Source organism: Henriciella marina DSM 19595 (assembly GCF_000376805.1).
Lineage (GTDB): Bacteria > Pseudomonadota > Alphaproteobacteria > Caulobacterales > Hyphomonadaceae > Henriciella > Henriciella marina.
The window spans coordinates 1,531,349-1,551,801 of record NZ_AQXT01000002.1; the positions used below are offsets into that span (position 1 = coordinate 1,531,349).

At 63.2% G+C, this 20,453-nt stretch carries 9 protein-coding genes; 7 read left to right on the forward strand and 2 right to left on the reverse strand.

The genetic code is table 11. The features are described 5' to 3' along the window. Positions 1–42 precede the first annotated feature (42 nt). The 7 genes from F550_RS0107460 (at position 43) to F550_RS0107485 (ending at position 19,122) form a co-directional block, all read left to right on the forward strand. Positions 43–1,125 (forward strand): DUF2855 family protein, encoded by a 1,083-nt coding sequence (locus F550_RS0107460; RefSeq protein ID WP_018147917.1) that lies wholly within the window; start codon positions 43–45, stop codon positions 1,123–1,125. Between the two features lie 140 nt (positions 1,126–1,265). Next, positions 1,266–4,085: a phosphoenolpyruvate carboxylase gene (locus F550_RS0107465; RefSeq protein WP_040500902.1), complete on the forward strand. Its 2,820-nt coding sequence runs from the start codon at positions 1,266–1,268 to the stop codon at positions 4,083–4,085. Between the two features lie 201 nt (positions 4,086–4,286). Further along, positions 4,287–5,792 (forward strand): PfaD family polyunsaturated fatty acid/polyketide biosynthesis protein, encoded by a 1,506-nt coding sequence (locus F550_RS0107470; protein WP_018147919.1) that lies wholly within the window; start codon positions 4,287–4,289, stop codon positions 5,790–5,792. A 27-nt stretch (positions 5,793–5,819) separates the two neighbouring features. Then, a complete protein-coding gene (locus tag F550_RS17215; RefSeq protein WP_051076822.1) occupies positions 5,820–9,749 on the forward strand; it encodes a type I polyketide synthase in 3,930 nt (1,309 codons plus the stop codon). A gap of 89 nt (positions 9,750–9,838) precedes the next feature. Continuing rightward, on the forward strand, positions 9,839–11,248 hold the full coding sequence (locus F550_RS17220; protein ID WP_040500473.1) for an SDR family NAD(P)-dependent oxidoreductase: 1,410 nt from the start codon (positions 9,839–9,841) through the stop codon (positions 11,246–11,248). Next, positions 11,241–18,548 (forward strand): type I polyketide synthase, encoded by a 7,308-nt coding sequence (locus F550_RS0107480; RefSeq protein ID WP_018147920.1) that lies wholly within the window; start codon positions 11,241–11,243, stop codon positions 18,546–18,548. The genes F550_RS17220 and F550_RS0107480 overlap by 8 nt, the downstream gene beginning before the upstream one ends. Then, positions 18,541–19,122: an N-acyl amino acid synthase FeeM domain-containing protein gene (locus F550_RS0107485; protein ID WP_018147921.1), complete on the forward strand. Its 582-nt coding sequence runs from the start codon at positions 18,541–18,543 to the stop codon at positions 19,120–19,122. Before F550_RS0107480 ends, F550_RS0107485 begins: the two co-directional genes overlap by 8 nt. On the opposite strand, the gene F550_RS17225 is transcribed toward F550_RS0107485, so the two are convergent. Together F550_RS17225 and F550_RS0107495 are read right to left on the reverse strand one after the other, a co-directional pair. Next, positions 19,100–19,765, reverse strand: coding sequence for a 4'-phosphopantetheinyl transferase family protein (locus tag F550_RS17225; protein ID WP_156807864.1), 666 nt, complete (start codon positions 19,763–19,765; stop codon positions 19,100–19,102). The genes F550_RS0107485 and F550_RS17225 overlap by 23 nt on opposite strands. Beyond that, the gene (locus F550_RS0107495; protein ID WP_026180636.1) at positions 19,762–20,355 is read right to left on the reverse strand and encodes a sigma-70 family RNA polymerase sigma factor; all 594 of its coding nucleotides are present in this window, start codon (positions 20,353–20,355) and stop codon (positions 19,762–19,764) included. Before F550_RS0107495 ends, F550_RS17225 begins: the two co-directional genes overlap by 4 nt. Positions 20,356–20,453 lie beyond the last annotated feature (98 nt).

Consider the following 20,453-nt stretch of genomic DNA (forward strand, 5'->3'; position numbering starts at 1 on the left):
GGTCATGCTTACGCATAGAGAACCACAAGGGAGGTCACAGCCATGAGCGACGTCAGAGAGCTTTGGGTAAACCGCAGCGATTACCGCAAGACGAAACCGGTCACATCGGCGCGCGCGCCGCTCAAACCGGGAGAGGTCCGCGTCGCCATCGACAAGTTCGCGATCACCTCGAACAATGTGAGCTACGCGATCTCCGGCGACGCGATTGGATACTGGCGCTTTTTCCCGGCTGAGGAAGGGTGGGGCAAGGTCACCGTCTGGGGCTTCGGCGATGTGATCGAGTCTCAGTCTGATGACATCGCCGTCGGCGAACGCCTCTATGGCTTCTTCCCCATGGCGAGCGAGGCCGTTCTGACGGTCGGGCGCGTGAAGGATGACTTCTTCATGGATGCCTCGCCGCACCGCGCAGACCTCGCCGCGGTGTATAACCAGTATCGCCGGCTCGCCGGAGAACCGGACGCCATGCGCAAACTGGAAGATGAGCGCAGCCTCTATTTTCCGCTCTTCATCACGTCTTTCGTGCTCTACGATTATCTGACCGACAACGGCTATTTCGGGGCCAGCCAGGTGGTCATCGGGTCTGTTTCTTCCAAGACGGCCTTCGGGCTTGCCCAGTTCATTCATGAAGATGAAAGCGCAGGCCAGCGTGTCATCGGCCTTACTTCGCCGGGCAATCGCGCCTTCGTTGAAAGTCTCGGCTGCTGCGACGACATCCTTCTTTATGGTGAGGAAGCGAAGATCGATCCGGGCGTGAAGACTGCCTATGTCGACATGTCCGGCAACCGCGACCTCACCGTGACCCTGCACAATCACCTTCAGGAGAACATGGTCGAAAGCTGCATGGTCGGCGCGACCCATTGGGAAAGCGCTGGCCGCGCCACCGGGCTTCCCGGCGCAGAGCCGAAATTCTTCTTCGCCCCGGCACAGATCGCCAAGCGCGACAAGGAATGGGGCCCCGGCGTACTTTATGGAAAAGCCAGCGAAGCGAGCGCCCGCCTTGCCCGGTCCGCCTCCAAGGAAATCGAGATCGAGCGCGTCAAAGGCCCAGGCGAAGTAGCAGCCATCTGGCGCGATTTTCTCGACAATAAGGTCGCTCCGAACCGGGGCATCATGGCATCGCTCTAACGGCGCGTGCGCTGTCGTCAGGCATTCCGCTGATCGACAGCACTGTTTGGCGTCAGAAGTCTTGACCGAAATCGTTCGGACTCTCCTGCTGAACAAGATAAGCGTTGAAGCGCTATCTTGCTTTCAGGGAGAACGCCGATATGCCGACCCGTAAGACGCCGCTCGACCCGGCTCGCATCCGCAAATTCCTGCGCGATCACGCAGAAAGCATTGATCGCGATCCGCTGACCAATTCGGTTTTCTCTTTTGCGCTGCAACTCTTCCAGGACCTTGAGGCGGGCCGCACCGACCTCTCCAGCGTCGCTGAAACGGTAGATGGCCTGCATTTCGACCTTCTCAAGGACCGCGCCGACCAGTTTCGGTCGCAGCATACCGAGATCGGCAAACCGAAGGATGCCTTTGCTGGGGTCAGCGCAAAGCTCGCGGCCCTCGCCAGGTCGGACCCGGAGCGTTTCCGGCACACCGTCACACGGCATGCTGGCGGCATCGTCTTTACCGCCCATCCCACCTTTGCGCTTTCACAGGACCTGCGCCGTGCCTTCGCCGCCTATGCAAGCAAGCCGGGGAAAATCGAACTTGCCACGCTAAAAACGGTCGCCAGTGATCCGCAGCCGGACTGGCCGGACCAGATTACTCTGACCCACGAACATGAAGAAGCGCAGGACGCGATTACGAATGCGCAGGACGCGGCGGGCCACTATGCTGGTATCATGGTCGACGCGGCCAGAAAGTCCCTCGACGACTGGCGCAGCCTCCGCCCGGTCCTCCCCACGCTCGCAAGCTGGGTTGGCTATGACCTCGATGGACGCACCGACATTCACTGGTCGCAATCCATCACGCTGCGCCTTCGCGAGAAGGCCGCCCAGCTTGCCTATTATCGCGGCCGCCTCTCCAACTTCGCAGAGTTCGAAACGCTCACCAGCCTCGAAAAGCGACTCGCCGCCGCGGAGGCCCATACTGAAGCTGCTGCGGAAAAGTTCGGGCAGGACCTATCCGACCCTGATGCGCTGAGCGAAGCGGCCAACTTCCTGACGGCCGCGTCAGACGCGAAGATCACCGATGCAGCCACGCTGACTGATCCCCTCACAAAGCTGATCGAAGACCCGGAAACCCCGGACGAAACGGCTGCCGCCCTGATGGTCTTGCGCGCAGAGGTGGACGCGCTCCAGCTTGGCACCGCGCGCATCCATCTTCGCGTGAACGCTGCGCAGGTCCGCACCGTCCTCCAGCGCGATTTGGACCTTGAAACCGAAGACAGTGAGCTCGGCCGCCTTGCCCTCAGCAAGCTCTCTGAAATGGCAGGCAGCACCGAAGTGCGCCCGGTCAATTTCGCCGACCTCTTCCTCGAACAGTCGACTGCCCGCCGCCAGTTCATGATGTGCGCGCAGATCCTCAAACATATCGATGCAGGCTCCCCCATCCGATTCCTCATTGCCGAGAGCGAGAACCCGGCAACCGTGATGGGCGCGCTTCACCTTGCCCGCCAGTACGGCGTGGATCATGCGCTCGACATCTCACCGCTCTTTGAAACACCGGAAGCCCTCGAAACCGGTGGGCGCTTTGTCGAACGCCTGCTCGAAGAAGAAAGCTTCTGCGCCTACATCAAGGCGCGCGGCTACCTCTCCATCCAGCTGGGCTTCTCGGATTCTGGCCGCTTCATCGGGCAGGTCGCCGGCAATATGGCGATCGAACGGATCCACAGCCTGATCGGCCGCGCGCTCGGCGACGTCCTGCCCGGCACAGGCCTGCTGGTTTTCAACACACATGGCGAGTCGATCGGGCGCGGCGCCTATCCCGGTACTTTTGAGCAGCGCCACGACCACCTTCTGACGCCATGGACCCGCAATGAGCTGCTCGCCCGAGACATCCAGCCGATCCACGAGGTAAGCTTTCAGGGCGGCGATGGCTTTCTTCACTTCGCGACGCCAGAGCTGTCGCGCGCAACCTACGCGGCTTTCTGCGAACACATCCTATCTGAGCCGGGCTCGACAGAAGACGACGCCTTCTACACCCAGACCGACTTTGTCTGGGACGCCTACCGAGCCCTTCGGGCATGGCATGAGGCGCTGTTCGTCGACGAGGACTATGGCGCCCTGCTCGGCGGCTTTACCGCTGGCTTTTTGGTCAAGGCGGGCTCGCGCCCAGTGAAACGCGCAGGCGGCCCAACCGGCCCGTCAGCCATCCGCGCCATCTCTCATAATGCGATGCTCCAGCAGCTGGGCGTGCCGCTCAATTCTGCCTGCGGGATCGGCTCTGCCATGCCGCGCGAGACAGACCGCATGCGCGCCATCATCAATGCCTCGCCGCGCCTGCATGCCCTCATCATGCTGGCCACAAAGGCGCGCATGCTGACCAGCCTGCCTGTGCTGCGCGGCTATGCCAGCGTCTTCGACCCGCATGTCTGGCTGGCGGTTTCGCGCCATGGCGAGATTGGTGAGACGGCCCCGCTCCGCCGTGTCGCAGACGTCCTCAGCGACCAGCATACCTCGACCAGCCTGCAGCGCATCGCCAACCGGCTCAGCGTGGACCTTGTCGAGTTCGACACCCTGCTTGCCTCTCTCGATGATGCCCCCAGCGTTGAGAGGCGCCATGAGGACCGGCTGAATTTCCATGCGCTCCATGCCATTCGGCAGGCGCTGATGATGTATGCCCTCAGCCTCACGGGGCGTCTTCGCGGTGTGTCAGCCCGGCACGACACCAGCCGCGACGACATCATCGCGCTTGTCCTCGCCATGCGCATCGAAGAAGCCGCCGATCTGCTCGAGACGATCTACCCGCCGTCCCAGGGCGACGTTGACGTTTTCTCACAGATTGAAGAACCGGGTTTCGAAACGGGACACTCGGGGGCGGCTGGCTATGACAGATTGCATGAAGAACTGATCATGCCGCTCCGGCACTGCGGCGTGCTGATCTCGCGACTGTCCATCGCCACCAGCCATGCCTTCGGCGCCTGGGGCTGAGACGCGCCGCGCGATCCCTGCTTACATATAGGTCGAAGGACCGGCCTACTCTGTTGCATTTACAACGGTTTGCGGCGTTTCAATACATTTGTGCCTGACGTCATGGCAATGTATGCTGCACATGCGAAATAGGATGGCTGGATCATTGCATAAAGTCTCGAACAGAGCTCTAATCGCAACCTGAAGGGGAATTGCAGGCGGATGAGGATTCATCACTGGGATACCAATACCCACACCGGCCCAGCCATGAAGGTTGAGACGCGCACCCCAGCTTTGAACCCGTCCTCCGCCCCGTCAGCTACCACTGTCTATCCAGACTGGCTCGGCGACCACGCTTTCACGAAAATTCATGGCAGCCGCTTTGCCTATATCGTCGGCGAGATGGCGCGCGGTATCGCGAGCCCGCGCATGGTCATCGCCGCCGTTCAGGCAGGTCTTGTCGGCTTTTATGGCAGCGCGGGTCTCAAACCTGAAACAATCGCCGCCGGTCTCGATGAGATCGAAGCCGCGCTTGGCAAGGACGCGCCCGCCTGGGGCGCCAATCTCATCCATACACCGCAGCAGCCCGGCTATGAGCGCGCGGTCGTTGATCTCTTCCTGTCGCGCGGCGTCGCCCGCGTGTCAGCCTCCGCATTCATGCAGCTCTCGCCGGAAATCGTACGCTACAGCGCCGCTGGCCTCTCGCGCGCCGCCGATGGCAGCATCACACGCACCACGCACGTTTTCGCCAAGGTCTCCCGCGCAGAGGTCGCCCGCCAGTTCATGGCACCCGCCCCCGATGCCATCCTGAAACAGCTGGTGGCACGTGGTGATATCACGCCAGAGCAGGCAGAGATTGCCGCCAGCGTTCCTGTCGCCCTTGACATAACCGCCGAAGCCGATAGCGGCGGACATACCGACAACCGCGCTGCCGGGCCGCTTTTCTCCTCGCTTGTTCAGGCCCGCCGGGAAGTCTGCGAAACCCACAGTCTCAATGCCGACGAGATCCGCATCGGCCTTGGCGGCGGCATTGGCACGCCCTGGGCGGCCGCTTCGGCGTTCCAGATGGGTGCCGCCTACATCATCACTGGCTCGGTCAATCAGGCCGCGGTCGAGTCCGGCCTCTCGCTCGCTGGCCGCAAGCTCCTCGCAGAAGCAGGCCCCGCCGATATCGCCATGGCCCCGGCCGCCGACATGTTCGAGCAAGGGGTCGAGGTTCAGGTTCTGAAACGCGGCACCCTCTTTGCCATGCGCGGGCGCCGTATGCGCGAGATCTACAAGTCACGCGCCGGCTTTACAGATTGCACTCCGCAGGAGCAGGCTTTCATAGAGACCGCCCTCGGTGAGCCCTACGCGTCCGCCTGGGAAAAGACCCGAGCCTATATGGCTGGCACCAATCCAAAAGAGCTTGAAAAGGCAGAAGCAGACCTTCGCCACCAGCTCGCCCTTGTCTTTCGCAGGTATCTTTTCTTCGGGGCCCAATGGGCCCGTGAGGGCGAGGAAAGCCGCCTGCGCGACTTTCAGATCTGGTGCGGCCCGGCGATGGGCGCCTTCAATGAGTGGGTCAAGGGAAGCCCGCTCGAAGCGCTCGAAAACCGGAGCGTCAAACAGATTGCGCTGAACCTCATGGACGGGGCCGCGCATCTGACGGGGCTTCAGGCGCGCCGGGCGCGCGGGGAAAACATTCCACAATCAGCTTTCGACTATCGGGCGGGGCTATTCGAGTAAATCTCTGGCTGAGGGGCTGAGAACAACATGGCAGACGGAACGTCGGGACCAGCAGATATAGCCATCGTCGGATATGGCGCGATGTTTCCCGGCCGCGGCGACGCGGCGGGCTTCTGGCGCGATATTGCCGAAGGCGTCGATACGCTGGGCCCGGTCCCGCCGACACACTGGCTGATCGAGGATTATTACGACGCAGACCCGAAGGCACGGGACAAGACCTATGGCCAGCGCGGCGGCTTCCTCTCGCCTCAGGGCTTCGACCCGCTTTCCTTCGGTATTCCGCCCAACCAGATAGACGCCACAGACAGCGCCCAGCTCCTCGCGCTCATGGTGGCACAGGCCGCGCTCGATGAGGCTGAGAAAGCCACGAATGGCACGATTGACCGCAAGCGCACCTCCTGCATTCTCGGCGTCGCGTCAGCGACAGAACTCGTCGGCCATATGTCTGGCCGTCTGCAGCGTCCTGCCTGGATAAAGGGCCTGCGGGACGCCGGCCTTCCCGAGACAGACGTCCAGGCGATCGCCGACCGCATCTCGGAAAACTTCTCCGAATGGAAGGAAAGCACCTTCCCCGGCCTTCTCGGCAATGTGGTTGCCGGGCGTATCGCCAACCGGATGGATCTTGGCGGATCGAACTATGTGACGGACGCAGCCTGCGCCTCGTCTCTCTCGGCTCTGCACGGCGCGATACATGAGCTGCGCGCGGGCGACAGCGACCTTGTCCTGACCGGCGGTGTCGACGCCCTCAACGACATCCTCATGTATATGTGTTTCTCGAAGACACCGGCCCTCTCCCCGACAGAAGACTGCCGGCCATTCTCCGACAAGGCCGATGGGACGATGCTCGGCGAGGGTATCGGCATCCTCGCGCTCCGGCGTCTTGCCGATGCAGAGCGGGACGGCAATCGCATCCATGCCGTCATCAAAGGCATTGGCGCAGGCTCTGACGGGCGCGCCACCGCCATCTATGCGCCGCTACCTGATGGGCAGGCGCGCGCGCTTCACCGCGCCTATGAACAGGCCGGTTATGATCCGCGCTCGGTCGAACTGGTCGAAGCACATGGCACAGGTACCAAAGCTGGCGACGCAGCTGAAATTGCAGGGCTGAAACAGGTCTTCTGCGAGGAAGGTGAGATTGTCGATACGCCCTGGTGTGCCATCGGATCGGTAAAGTCCCAGATCGGCCACACCAAGGCCGCCGCCGGATCAGCCAGCCTGATCAAGGCGACAATGTCGCTGTCCAGAAAAGCCCTGCCGCCAACCATCAAAGTCGACCAGCCCGCCCCGGCACTTGCAGGCTCCCCCTTCTATGTGAACCGCGGACTTCGCCCATGGATCAGGGACAAGTCCCATAAACGGCGGGCGTCGGTCAGTTCGTTCGGCTTTGGGGGTTCGAACTTCCACGTCACGCTGGAAGAATACACCGGTCCTCAGGCGGCTCTGCCGGAACGCATCCTGCCAGCGGAACTCGTCATGGTTTCTGCCAGCTCTCCAGAGGCGCTCGCCACGGCGATCGAAGCGACGGCCCGCAAACTGGTGCAGGAAGAAGACCTCGCCATCGCCGCAAGCGAAAGCCATGCAGGTTTTGAAGCTGGCGATCTCTGCCGCGCAGCCATCACCGCCAGCAGCAATGACGACTTTAATGCAAAGGCCGTAAAGCTCGCCGCCCTTATCCGCGCAGGCAACGCCGAAACCGCGCCGCTGCCGAAGGGCAGCAGCGTCAGCCTGACCGCCTCCAAACCCGGCAAGCTCGCCTTCCTGATGCCGGGACAAGGCAGCCAGTATGTCGGCATGGGCCGCGACCTCGCCCTCGCCTTCCCTGAGGCGCGCGCCGCTTGGGATTATGCCGCAAGCCACAAAAAGGCTGGCAAGCTTGGCCTCCACAGGCTCGCCTTCCCGCCATCAGCTTTCAACGAAGAGCAGGCAAAGGCGCAGGCCGAGACGCTGACCGCGATGGAAAACGCACAACCTGCGCTCGCCGCCGCGACGATGGCTGTCCTCGCCGTTCTGGAAAAGGCTGGCCTCAATGCCGACATGGCCGCCGGTCACAGCTTCGGTGAGATCATGGCGCTTAATGCGTCAGGCGTCCTGTCAGACAAGGATGCGCTAAGCACAGCCTGCAAACGTGCGAGACTGATGAGCCAGGCCGCCGCCGACAATGAAGGCGCCATGCTGGCGACGCAGGCTTCAAGCGAGCAGCTCGCGCCGATCCTGAAAAATCATCCGGACGTAGTCATAGCTAATGACAATGCGCCAACTCAGACGGTGCTTTCCGGTCCGGTCGATGCCATCGAAGCCGCCCGAAAGGCGATTGAGGCTGCTGGGATCAAGGCCCGCCGTCTGCCGGTCGCATCGGCGTTCCATTCGCCTATCGTGGCTGGCGCTGTCGCACCTTTCCGCAAGGCGCTCGGCAAAACCGATTTCGCCAAGGGCGACTTTCCGGTCTTCGCGAACGCGTCGGCCAAGCGCTACCCGCTCGCTTATGACAAGCAGCGTGACCTGCTGGCGGGACAGATCGAAAGCCCCGTCCGCTTCCGCGAAATCATTGAGGCGATGCATGATGCCGGCGTCACGACCTTTGTAGAGGCGGGCCCCGGAACCGTCCTCACCGCCCTTGTCGGACAGATCCTGCCAGGCAAGGCCGATGCCGTTGCGCTCGATGACAAGAAGGGCAACGGCCTCGCCGCTTTCCTCGCAGGGCTCGGCAAACTCGCCGTCCTCGGTCATGAGATCGATTTCGAAGCCCTCTTCGCCAACATGCCAGCCCCAGAGGCACGCAAGCCACGCTCCAAGCATGCCATCGACCTCACCGGCGCAAACTATAACAAGCCCTACCCGCCAAAGGGCGGCGCTGCGGCGCTGCCTCAGCCGAAAGCGGAGGCGTCTATCCCCGCGGCTGTCAGCAAACCTGTACCTGCCGCCCCGCCAGATCCGACGCCGCCGCGCGCCCAAACCTCAACCTCTTCTTCCCAGATTTCCCAGCCAGGACCTTCGCCCATGACTGAGCCCCGCCAGACCGCCCACGCCTCCACCACCGCGCAGATCCACGCCCAGATGACAGAGGCCCACACCGCCTACATGCAGGCGCTGCAGACGGCGCACGCCCAATACATGCAGACCACGCAGGCCATGCTCGCATCGGCAGGCTCATTAGCTACTCCAGCGCCTCAGCCGCAGGTCCAGCCCGCACCGCAACCGGCTCCAGCGCCCGTTGCGGCCGCACCCACTCAACAGCCAGTCCCTGCGCCGACACCAGTGACACCGCCACCAGCGCCAGCCCCGGCCGCAGCCGCGCCAGCCCCAACACCAGCGCCTCAACCGACACCTACTCCCGCTCCGGCGCCGGCGGCCGCACCTCCCCAGGACTTCACCGCCCTCGTCACCAGCCTCGTCGCCGAGAAGACCGGCTACCCAGCCGACATGCTCGAGCCCGATATGGACCTTGAGGGGGAGCTTGGCGTCGACTCCATCAAACAGGTCGAGATCCTCTCAGCCCTGCGTGAGAAGATGCCATCCCTGCCAGAGATCGAGCCTGAACAGATCGCTGAGCTGCGCACCATTGCAAAGATCGCCGCATTCCTCAGCCCATCGGCTGGCAGCGCGCCCGCACCGAAACCAGCCCCTACCCCGGCAGCGCACGCAAATGGAAACGGTCATGCCAACGGCAACGGCCACCACATTGCCGCCGCCCCAGCTCCGGCACCTGCAGCTCCTTCGGCAGCCGCTGGCGTCGACATGAAAGAGCTTGTCCGCAACCTTATCGCCGACAAGACGGGCTACCCACCGGAAATGCTCGAAGACGACATGGACCTTGAGGGCGAGCTTGGCGTCGACTCCATCAAACAGGTCGAGATCCTCTCCGCCCTGCGCGAGCAGATGCCGAACCTGCCAGAGGTCGAACCGGAACAGATCGCGGAGCTGCGCTCGATCCGGAAGATCGCTGATTTTTTTGGGTAAGGGGCGCGCCGGCGTCACCTGACGCTGCTCGCCCCGCTTCGCGCGATGCTGGACCCGTTTCCAGGCCTTCGCCGCTGGCCTTGAAAGCCGTGGCCTATGTCAGCCAGCCTGCCATCGGACGGGTCACGCCGGGCCTGCGCGAAGCATCGCTGATCGAATGGGTCACGCCAGACCTCGCCGCCGCTGAGCCTTTCATCGCTGCGCTTGGCGCATCAGGCTTTAAGGTCCGCGCGGTCACCGAACCAAGCGGGACCGCCAGCGCCTTAATCCTCGCCCACGGCCTTTCCAGTCCGCGTGAGACGCTGCACGCCGACGCCGTCGCGGCGCTGAAAAGCACTGCCCCACAGTTCGAAACCCAGGGCGGCGCCGTCATTCTGTTGCAGGACACAGGCGGGCTTTTTCAGCCGCAGGATCACCGCGCCTGGCGCGGCGGCCTTTCCGGCCTAGCCCGCACCGCCGCGCGCGAGTTTACGGTCGCCACCGTCCGGCTCATCGATATCGACATGGCTGGCTTCGGCACGTCGCTCGCCGCCAGCCACCTCGTCGAAGAACTCCTCACCGGCGGCACAGCGCCGACGACAGGCCTCAGCCCGGCAGGCCGCTATGTGCCGCAGGACACAAACTTCACCCTGCCCCGCAACCAGCCCGGCCGCCTTGGGCCACAGGATGTGGTCCTCGTCACCGGCGGCGCACGCGGCGTGACCGCAGATTGCGTCATAGAGCTCGCCCGCCGCACAGGTGCGCGCTTTGCGCTTCTTGGGCGCTCCCCCGTGACGCCATGGCCAGACGATTTGCCGACAACGACCGACGAGAAGACCCTGCGCGGCGCCCTCGCCAAAGCAGCCAAGGCCGCAGGCGAAAAGATCACCCCCGCCGCCCTCAACACCCGCGCCCGCGCGCTGCTCTCAGGCGCTGAAATCCGCGAAACTCTCGCCGCAATCGGTCAGGCAGGCGGCGAAGCGCGCTACATCCCTGCAGACGTCTCAGCCCCCGCCGCGCTCACCCAGGCCCTTGCCGATATCCGCGCCGACCTCGGCGAGATCACAGGCCTCGTCCACGGCGCAGGCGTCCTCGCCGACAAGCTCATCCGCGAGAAGACGCCAGAGCAGATTGCCCGCGTCTTCGGCCCCAAGATCGGTGGCCTAGATGCCCTGCTGACACAGCTCGACACCTCCAAGCTGAAGACCATCGCCTTCTTCTCATCCGTCGCCGCCCGCTATGGCAATGCGGGTCAGGCCGACTACGCCATGGCGAACGAGATCCTGAACCGCATGGCCTGGTGGCTGAAATCGACCAATCCAGATGCTGCCGTCACCTCGATAAACTGGGGCCCATGGGATGGCGGCATGGTGGATGATGGCCTCCGCGCAAAATTCGCCGAGCTTGGCGTCGCCCTCATCTCAAAACCTGCTGGCGCCAATGCCTTCGCCGACGCCGTGCTCGCAGGCCCCGCCTGCCCGGTCGAAATCGTTGCAGGCGCGGAGATCGCCCATGGCTAAGCCGACGTTCGAACCTATCGCCATTATCGGCCGCGGCTGCGTCCTTCCGGGCGCGCTCTCCCCGGCTGAGCTCTGGCAGGCCGTGCTCGAGGAAAAGACCCTCATCACCGACGCCCCGCCCGGCAAATGGGGCGTCACCGAAGCCGAGCAGCAGGCCCTCGGCTACAAGGGCGCCTTCGTCACCGGCTTCGACAAGGTCTTCGACGCCGCCGCCCATGACCTCGGCGACACCGACGCCGTAGACCTCGACCCGGTCTTCCAGTGGCTGCTCCATGCAGGCCGCGAAGCCTGGCGCGAAGCTGGGCAGCCCAAGGCCCGCAAATCTCGTATCGGCGTCATCGCTGGCAATCTTGGCTATCCGAGCCGCGCTCTCTCTGATTTTGCCGCAGACATCTGGCTGGACGGCACCTCCGACATCCACCCCCAGAACCGTTTCAATACAGGCGGCCCCGCGCAGCTTCTCGCCCGCGCCCTTGGCGCCGCTGGCCCAGCCTTCGCCGTGGATGCGGCCTGCGCCTCCTCGCTCTATGCCATCAAGCTCGCCTGCGACCGCCTGCGGGACCATAGCCTCGATGTCGTCATTGCAGCGGCCGTCAACGGCGCTGACAATCTTATCCTGCATCAAGGGTTTTCTGCGCTCAACGCGCTCTCGCCGACCGGCCGTTCTCGCCCCTTCGTGGATGGCGCAGACGGGCTTGTCCCTGCAGAAGGCGCCGCCGCCATTGTCCTGAAACGCCTCAGCGACTGCGATCTTGCAGACCGCGTCTTCGGCGTCATTCGCGGCATCGGCCTCTCCAATGATGGCCGCCGCAAGTCCCTCCTCGCCCCGGACGGCGACGGCCAGCGCGAAGCCATGGCTGCGGCCTGGGCCGGGTCCGGCCTCGACCCCGCCCGCGACATCGGTCTCCTCGAAGCCCACGCAACCGGCACGCGAACCGGCGACGCTGTCGAGCTTGCCGCCACCGCCGCGCACTTTGATGGTTTGGAAAACCTCCCCATTGGCTCGCTCAAAGGCAATCTCGGTCACCTCATTACCGCCGCCGGCATGGCGAGCCTCATCAAGCTGACCTTCGCGGTGAATGAGGGCGTCATTCCGCCGACACGGCTTGAAGGCGAAGCCATTTCCGGCTTCGACGGCAGCGGTCTGACAACCGCCCGGCAGGGCAAGTGGCCGGACGACCGTCCCCGCGTCGCCGCCCTCTCGAACTTCGGTTTTGGCGGCAATAATGCCCACCTCATCCTCGCTGCCGATGACGGCCAGCGCGCCCGCCGCAAAACCGCCACGCCAAATCGCAAGCCGCCGCACATCGCCGTCACTGCAACTGGACTTTCGCTTGGACCAGACCGCGGTGTCGCCCGAGTGCTCCAGCGCCTGATGCGCCCGCACATGGTTGCGCGCGGCCCGATGCGCGAGACCCATGCCGACCCGAAAGCGCTACGCGCGCCACCATCTGATCTTTCGTCCGCGCAAGGCCAGCAGGTTGCGCTCTGGGACGCGGTCGATGAGGCGCTCGCCCGCACCTCGCTTGCCGACGGTGCGCGGGTCGGCGTCTACACAGGCTTTTCCTGCTCGCCCGAAGCGACCCGCTGGATGCTCCGTGCACGGATTGCGCAGCGCCTCGGTCTCGCACCAAACTCACCGGAGGCGGAGGAAGCCCGCAACGCCATCGCCGTCCCGTTAAAGGCAGGCGACGTGCTCGGCGCCATGCCGAACGTCTCTGCAAACCGGTTGAATGTTCGCGGCGACTGGCGCGCGCTTGGCTTTGCGGTGATGGAAGAGGAAGCATCCGGCCTGCGCGCCGCAGAGCTTGCCATCCGCGCGCTCCACGCTGGCGAAATTGACGCCGCCATCGTCGCCGCCGCTGATCTCTCCGCCGATATCGTGCACGCCGCCACCGGCAGCGAACATGCGGGTGACGCCGCCGCCGCGCTCATCCTCCAGCGCAGCGCCGACGCGCCGTCTGCGACCGAAATCCGCGCCCTCCGCATAGAGGAAGGTACACGCCCCAATGCCATGATTTCCCGTATCTATGGCCATGCCCATGCCGCAGGCGGCCTCGTCGAACTTGGCCTCCAGGCCGAAGCTGCCACCCGCGGGCTGGAGCTTGGCGAAACCGGTCTCGTGCCACGTCTGGGCAATACATCCCACCGGCCGGCGGTCGCAGGTGCCGCGGTCACACTGAAGACCCGGCCTCAGCCAACACCCGACCTGCTGCGTCCGCCGCCGCGCCTGGAGACTTATGGCGCCGATTGCCGGGACGCGCTCATCACCTGCCTCGAGGCGCAGCGCCAGTCGAGCGACGGCAATCTTCGCGTCGCCTTGCTAGGCACACGACCTGAAGAGATGACGGCGCTCCGCCTTGAAGCAGCCTCACGCCTTCGCGCGGGGTCGCTTGAGAGTAGCGACGGCATCATTTTTGGCGAGGGCGCGCCAGAAGGTGACCTCGCCTTTGTCTTTACCGGGGCGGCGGCCGCCTATCCCGGCATGGGCCGCGATCTCTTTTCGGCTTTCCCATCTCTCGGCAAGCTCGTTACCCAGCGTTTCCCGACCGCTCAGTCGGTCGCCGATACGCTCGCCACGGGCCTCGAAAGCGCCTTCAGCCAGCTTCGCGCGACAACGCTTGTGTCGCAGGCCCAGCACCTCCTCCTGACGCAGATGCTTGGCCTCCAACCAACCGTCGCCATGGGGCTTTCATCCGGCGAAACCAACTCGCTGATCGCCTTCGGCGCATGGGTCGATGCCGATGGCCTGATGGGTACGATTGGCGAAAGCGGCATGTATGACCGCTATCTGGCCGGCAGCTTCGACACCGCTCGCAAGGCATGGGGAGAGAAAGCCCCGATCGAGTGGGCAACATGGCGCCTGCGCACCAGCAAGGCCGCCGTCCGCGATGCCATCAAGCCCGAACCGCGATGCGACATCACCATCATCTATAGCGCCAGCGATGTCGTCATCTCAGGCGAGGCGACCGCCTGCCAGCGCGTCATCAAGCGGCTTGGCGCAGCGGCCATCCGCGTCCCGCACGACCTCACCGTCCACACCCCAGCCATGCTGCCTTATGAGAAGACCTGGCATCAGCTCCACTTTCGCAAGACCAAAGCGCCCAAGGTCGTGCGCTTTTACGCCAACGCCATCAACGGCGCTTATGAGGTCTCCGCCGACAGCGCCGCCAACATGCTCACCGGACAGGCGATCGCGCCGATCGACTTCCCAGCGACACTCCACGCAGCGTATGCCGACGGCGTGCGGACCTTCATCGAGATCGGCCCGCGCGACACGCTCACCGGCGCAATCGAAGAAGCGCTTGGGCCGTCGGTCACGGCGCTGCCGGCAGACCGTTTCGGCAAGCCCGCCCTCGACAGTATCGCGATGCTGGCGGCGCGGCTTTTTGCTGGCGGTCACGCACTGAATCTGGACTGGCTGAAATCACAGCTGGACGAGGCCAGCGCGAACACCCTGCCTCTCCGCATCAAGGACAAGAGCGCCGTCACCTTCGACGCCCATGCCGCGCCACCACGCACGCCTCAGCTTCCATCGCAATCAAGGCAGACGGCGCGTCGCCGCCTTACCCCACCGAAGCGGCCATCCTTCAATCCCGGGCCACTTCCCTCTGCGAAACCCGCCCTCGCGCGCTCGCTTCCCCTGCCACCTGGCGCAAGCTGGGTGCCGCCCGTGGTGAAAACTGTCGGGACGGCTGTGCTGGAACGCAAGCGAACCGCAGTAGGCCAGACGCCCTCGCCAGCGCCAAATGCAGCTCCGGCCAGACGTATGTCACCTGCGCCTGCTCAAGCCCACAAATCCATCTCGCCGCTGGAACGGAAAGCGCCCACAGGCCCGTCCTTTACGCGTGCACAGATCGAGCAAGCCGCCGTCGGCAATATCTCGGACATTTTCGGCAAGGCCTTCGCCGCACAGGATAAATACCGCCGGCAGGTGCGCATGCCGCGCGCGCCCATGCTGCTCTGTGACCGGATAACCGGTATGGATGCCGAAGCCCTCGTTCAGGGCAAGGGCACCATCTGGACAGAAACAGATGTGACGGCGGACCTCTGGGCAGTCAGCGACGGGATGCTACGCCCGGGTCCACTGATCGAAGCGGGGCAAGCCGATCTCGCGCTCATCTCATGGATGGGCGCGGACATGCTGAATTGTTCGGATCGCGTTTATCGCCTGCTCGGCTGTGAGCTCACCTTCCATGAAGGCGGATTGCCGCGTGTGAGTGAAACCCTGCGCTTCCAGATTTCCATCAAGGGCCATGCTGAGCTCTCTGGCGTGCGCATGTTCTTCTTTGAATATGACTGCTACGCTGATGAGCGCCTGCTTCTCTCGGTCCGCAACGGTCAGGCGGGCTTCTTCACCGATGAAGAACTTGCCAATTCCAAGGGCGTTCTTTGGGACGCCGCTGAAGGCGCGCCGACAGCAGAGCCGCGCCTCGACAAGACGTCTTCATCAACCAAGCGAAGCTTCACCGCCGCCGACGTCGCCGCCTTCCGCGCAGGCGACACTTATCGCTGTTTCGGCGAAGGGTTTGAGCGCGCCGCGCCTCATACCCGCCCCGCTCGCATACCAGACGGAAAGCTCGCCCTCTTTGATGAGGTCCTGCAGTTTGACCCTGAAGGCGGGCCATGGAGACGCGGCTATCTGAAGGCGCGCCACCACGTCTCGAAAGACGCATGGTTCTATGACGGCCACTTCCATGAAGACCCCTGCATGCCGGGCACGCTCATGGCTGAAGCAGCGGTGCAGGCGCTGGAGTTAACCGCCGCCGGGCTAGGCCTGACCATTGAGCGCGATAGCCATGTCTTCGAACCGGCACCTGGCGCGCCAGCAACCTTCTATTGCCGGGGACAGGTCACCCCGGACGCCGACCATGAGGTTACCTATGAAGTCTTTGTCGACGAAATAGTCGATAGCGAAGAACCGATGGTCTTCGCCAGCCTCTTGGCCCGCTCCGATGGCCGCAAGGTCTTCTATTGTCCGCGCTTTGGCGTGCGCCTCCGCCGCCAATGGCCAAAGCCAGACAAGCTCGGGGCCACCCCGCATTATGTAAACCCAGGCTGCGATGTGCGCGGCGATGAGGCCGCCCTTATCGAATGCGGGTCCGGCGCGCCGAGCAACGCCTTTGGCAGCATGTATGCGCCCTTCGACACCAAGGGCGCTGTCCCCCGCTTGCCCCAGCCGCCCTATCACATGGTCAGCCGAGTTATTTCCGTCTCTGAACCAGCGGGCCAGCAGGGCGCTGGTCTCGAAGCGGTCGCCGAATACGATATTCCAGAAGACGCCTGGTATTTCGAAGATGGCGGCACGGGTACGATGCCCTTCTCGGTTCTGAGCGAAGTTATCCTCCAGCCGTGTGGCTGGCTTGCCTCCTACTCAGGCTTCGCACTGTCCGGTGAGACGCGCTTCCGAAATCTCGATGGAAAAGGCACGCTCCATCGCCAGGTGAGACCTGAAGACGGCATGGTCCGCACCACCACGACGCTCACCCGCTGTTCGCGTATCGGCCCAATGACGATCGTCTTCTTCGCGCTTGAAGCCACACTTGCCGATGGTACGCCCATCATCTCGCTGGAAACGAGCTTCGGCTTCTTCACCAAAGCCTCGCTCGCTGCGCAGGCCGGCCTCAAACCAACCGATGCCGACCGCGATTTTGTGAACGCGCCAGCAGACCCGCCGAGCGAAGCAGATACGCGTCTCAAGGCTTCACACAATCGCTTGGCCCTCTTCGATGTCATCGACCGGTTCGAACCGGAAGGCGGCGCGGCGGGCCTTGGCCTCATCCGCGCCCGGCAAGCCGTCGATCCCTATGCCTGGTACTTCAAGGCGCACTTCTTCTCCGACCCGGTCCAGCCAGGCTCCCTCGGTCTCGACATGCTGGTCCAGCTTCTTGCCCGGGCCGCAGACCTTAATGGTCACGCCGACCGGTTCGAACATCCGGTCTGGGAACCGATTGCTGAAACCCATGAGGTCAACTGGACCTATCGCGGACAGGTCATGCCGACCGCGAAACAGGCGACCCCGATGGTGGAAATTCTTGGCGTCGAGGAGCGAGACGACGCGACCATCATCACCGGGCGCGGGGTCCTCTGGGTCGATGGATTGAAGATTTATGAGATGCGGGATCTGAGCGTCAAAATTTGCACCGCCCAGACACCGTCCAGACACCGTCGGGACACCGTGTTTTCGGCCAAAAATGCAGGCTGGCTGGACTCTCACAAACCGACCCACACCCTCCCTGCACTCCCTCTTCTCGCCCAAGCCGGAATGGCCATGCGCCAGGCCGCAGAGGCTGGATTTGAAGGTTATCCGATTGAATTAACTGCTTTTTCCCCAAAACGCTGGGGCAGCCTTACAGGCGGTGGCTTGAGCGTTGAAATCAAGGTCACCCCAGACGGGGAGGCCCGCCTTCGCGGTCGCGACGCCCTGTCGGGCGATGCGCCATGGTATGAAATTTCCCAAGGAAAGATCAGCAAACCGGTTCGCGGGCCGAAGCCAAAACTTGAACAAGAAAAGCATGGAAAGAAGCGCGGCGATCCTTACGCGTCAGGTGATCTTTTCCACGGCGCGGCCATGCAGCCCGTCCTCTCGATGCGCTGGGACGCAAAGGGGTTCGAGGCTATTCTCGATCTCGCCGCTGCGATAAATCCGGGGGACCCGTTCGACCCCGTCATACTGGACGGGCTGGTGCATGGTCCGCCGCATGAAACCCCTGAAGACTGGTTCAAAGGCGCGGAAAACACCGCCATCTACCCCGTCCGCTTAGAGCGCCTGACCGTTCTGCAAGACCTCCCCGAAAGCGGAAAACTCACCGTGAGAGGCAGGCCCCAAACCCGGCTTGAAGGCTCAGAAGACCTGCCTGTCCTCATCGAAGCCTATCTCGAAGATGGAAGCCTCTGGGCCCGGCTCGATCTGGTTGAGAAAGCCTATCCCAAAGGCAAACTCGGCGCGCTTAACCCTATGGCACGAAAAGCTTTTCTGACTGGCAGGAGCGATGACGTGGTTGCCCCACTAAGCTGGGAGCAAAGCGGAAGATCGCTTGTTTCACCCGCAGATGTCATGGCCTGCGACTGGCTCCCCGGTACGGTTGCCGCCGCCTGGGGTCTTGAAGGCTTGACTGGCGCAGATCTCATCAAGGGCGTCGCGGTGAAGGAATTCTTCGCCCGCAAATGGCAGGTCCATCCCCAGAAGCTGACGCTCGATCCGCCATTTGTGATCGGCCCGAATACCCGCAGCCGTTACGATCTACGCTTCGACAAGACCGCAAGGGCCTGGTCGGTTGGAGATGATCCCCATGGATAATTTCGAGATCATCCCCGTCACAGACGCAACGCTGCCACTCGTCCAGCATCTGCGCTACCGCGTCTATTGCGCCGAGAAACAATTCGCCATGGCAGGCGCCGACCATGAGGCCCGCCTGCTGCGCGACGACTCCGACAGGCTTGGGGAAACTTTCGCGCTTTTTGACGGGGCTGACCTTGTCTCGAGCGCGCAGGTCATCCCGGTTTCCGCCGATGAAACTTCTGAAAAGTTTCGGGTTTTCGACCTGCCGAGCTTTCTTTCTTCGGGAGAGACCTGCGTCATCGTTTCCAAACTAGTGACGGCGCCGGAGCGGCGGGGGTCGAAGACGCTGGGCCCGGTCATGCGGGCCGTGCTGGAATATGTTTCCCGCAACAGGCACCGCTATATCGCCATCCTCGCCGAACCGACCATGCGCGAATTCTACGGCTCGATGGGATTTGAAATCCGCAAGGAAGGCATCGACGCGGCCCCTTTCGGCAGCGTCACTCTCATGGTGTTCGATATGCAGGATGAGCGTCACACCAGCGGGAAGTCTTTGGCCGGCTGGATGTTCAAATCTGTTTTTGCACGCTGAAGGCAATGGAGCAGCAGGCCTCAAGGCCCGCGTCCAGCCGCATCAGGCAGAGGTCTCCCACGCGCTCGTGAACAACCAGATTATCCGCGTCGCCAATTAGATATTCTGCTGGTATTTCAACGCTCTTTGCCCCGCCTCGAAGGCCTTCTCCCCTGCATTTCAGGATCGCTTCCTTGGCGGTCCAGAGCCGGTAGAAAGCCCAGAGGTGGGCCACGTTTTCATCAATTGCATTGATGAGTTCAGCTTCCTGCGGCAGGGCGACCATCCCGAGGATGGCGGCTGTGTCGCGGTCTGCGATCTGTTCGATATCGATCCCGACCATACCATTCGGAAACAGCGCTGCGCACGCCAGCGGGCCAGACCGCGACCAGCTGATACCCATTTCAGGGTGGCCCTTGAGCCCCGGACGGGCGTCATCGAAACTTTCCAGCTCAATCACACCATCGTCCGGCAGGCGCCGCATCGCGAGTTCCCGCATCAGCCAGCGCGAATGAAGATAGTCCTGAGCGTCGGCTTGCCGCCGGAAACGGGCGGCGCGATCGGCTTCTGGCTGGTCGGCAGGCTCTAATTGACGGGGATCGTTTCGGCGGTCTGACAGGCTCCATTCCGGCATCCGGCGCGGGGGATTATCCCGGCTCGTCACGCCGCATGGCGGCCTTGGACGGCCAGTTCGTCAAGGCGGTTGAGAAGCACCGGCAGCCCCAGCGGTTCGGGCTTTGCGCGAAGATAGGAAGAGCTTTCGCAAGATACAAAGCGCTGGCGGACGGTGTCGCGCGCCCGGCTGACCCGGCTCTTGATGGTCCCGGCAGAACAGCCGCACACTTCGCCCGCTTCCTCATATGTCATGCCGGCGGCAAGGATAAGGATCAGCGCGTCGCGCTGGCCGTCCGGCAATTCGCTGATGATGCCCTCCATACGGGCGAAATCCTTGGCCGTTTCTTGCTGTGCCTCAGCGACCAGCGCTGCAGCGATCACATCAGGTTCAAGGTTCACGGACCGCCAGTCGCGGCGCTTCTGCATGTAGAATTCGTTGCGCAGGATACGGAACAGCCATGGTCGCATGGACTGGGTCTCATCGAACATGTGCCGCGATGCCCAGGCCTTCAGGCAGGTATCCTGAACAAGGTCATCGGCGATCGACCTGTCGCGGCAGAGGCTGACGGCGAAAGCGCGAAGTTCGGAAATGAGGTTTTCCAGCCGCGCAACAAAGGACAGCTCTGTATTTTCTATCAAATTACCCAACTCCACTGTCCCTGGATGCGAACTAGCATCGATTTCCTAACCCCTCTCTAAATTAGTGTACAAACTTCGGGTGAAGACGCATCCAGGAA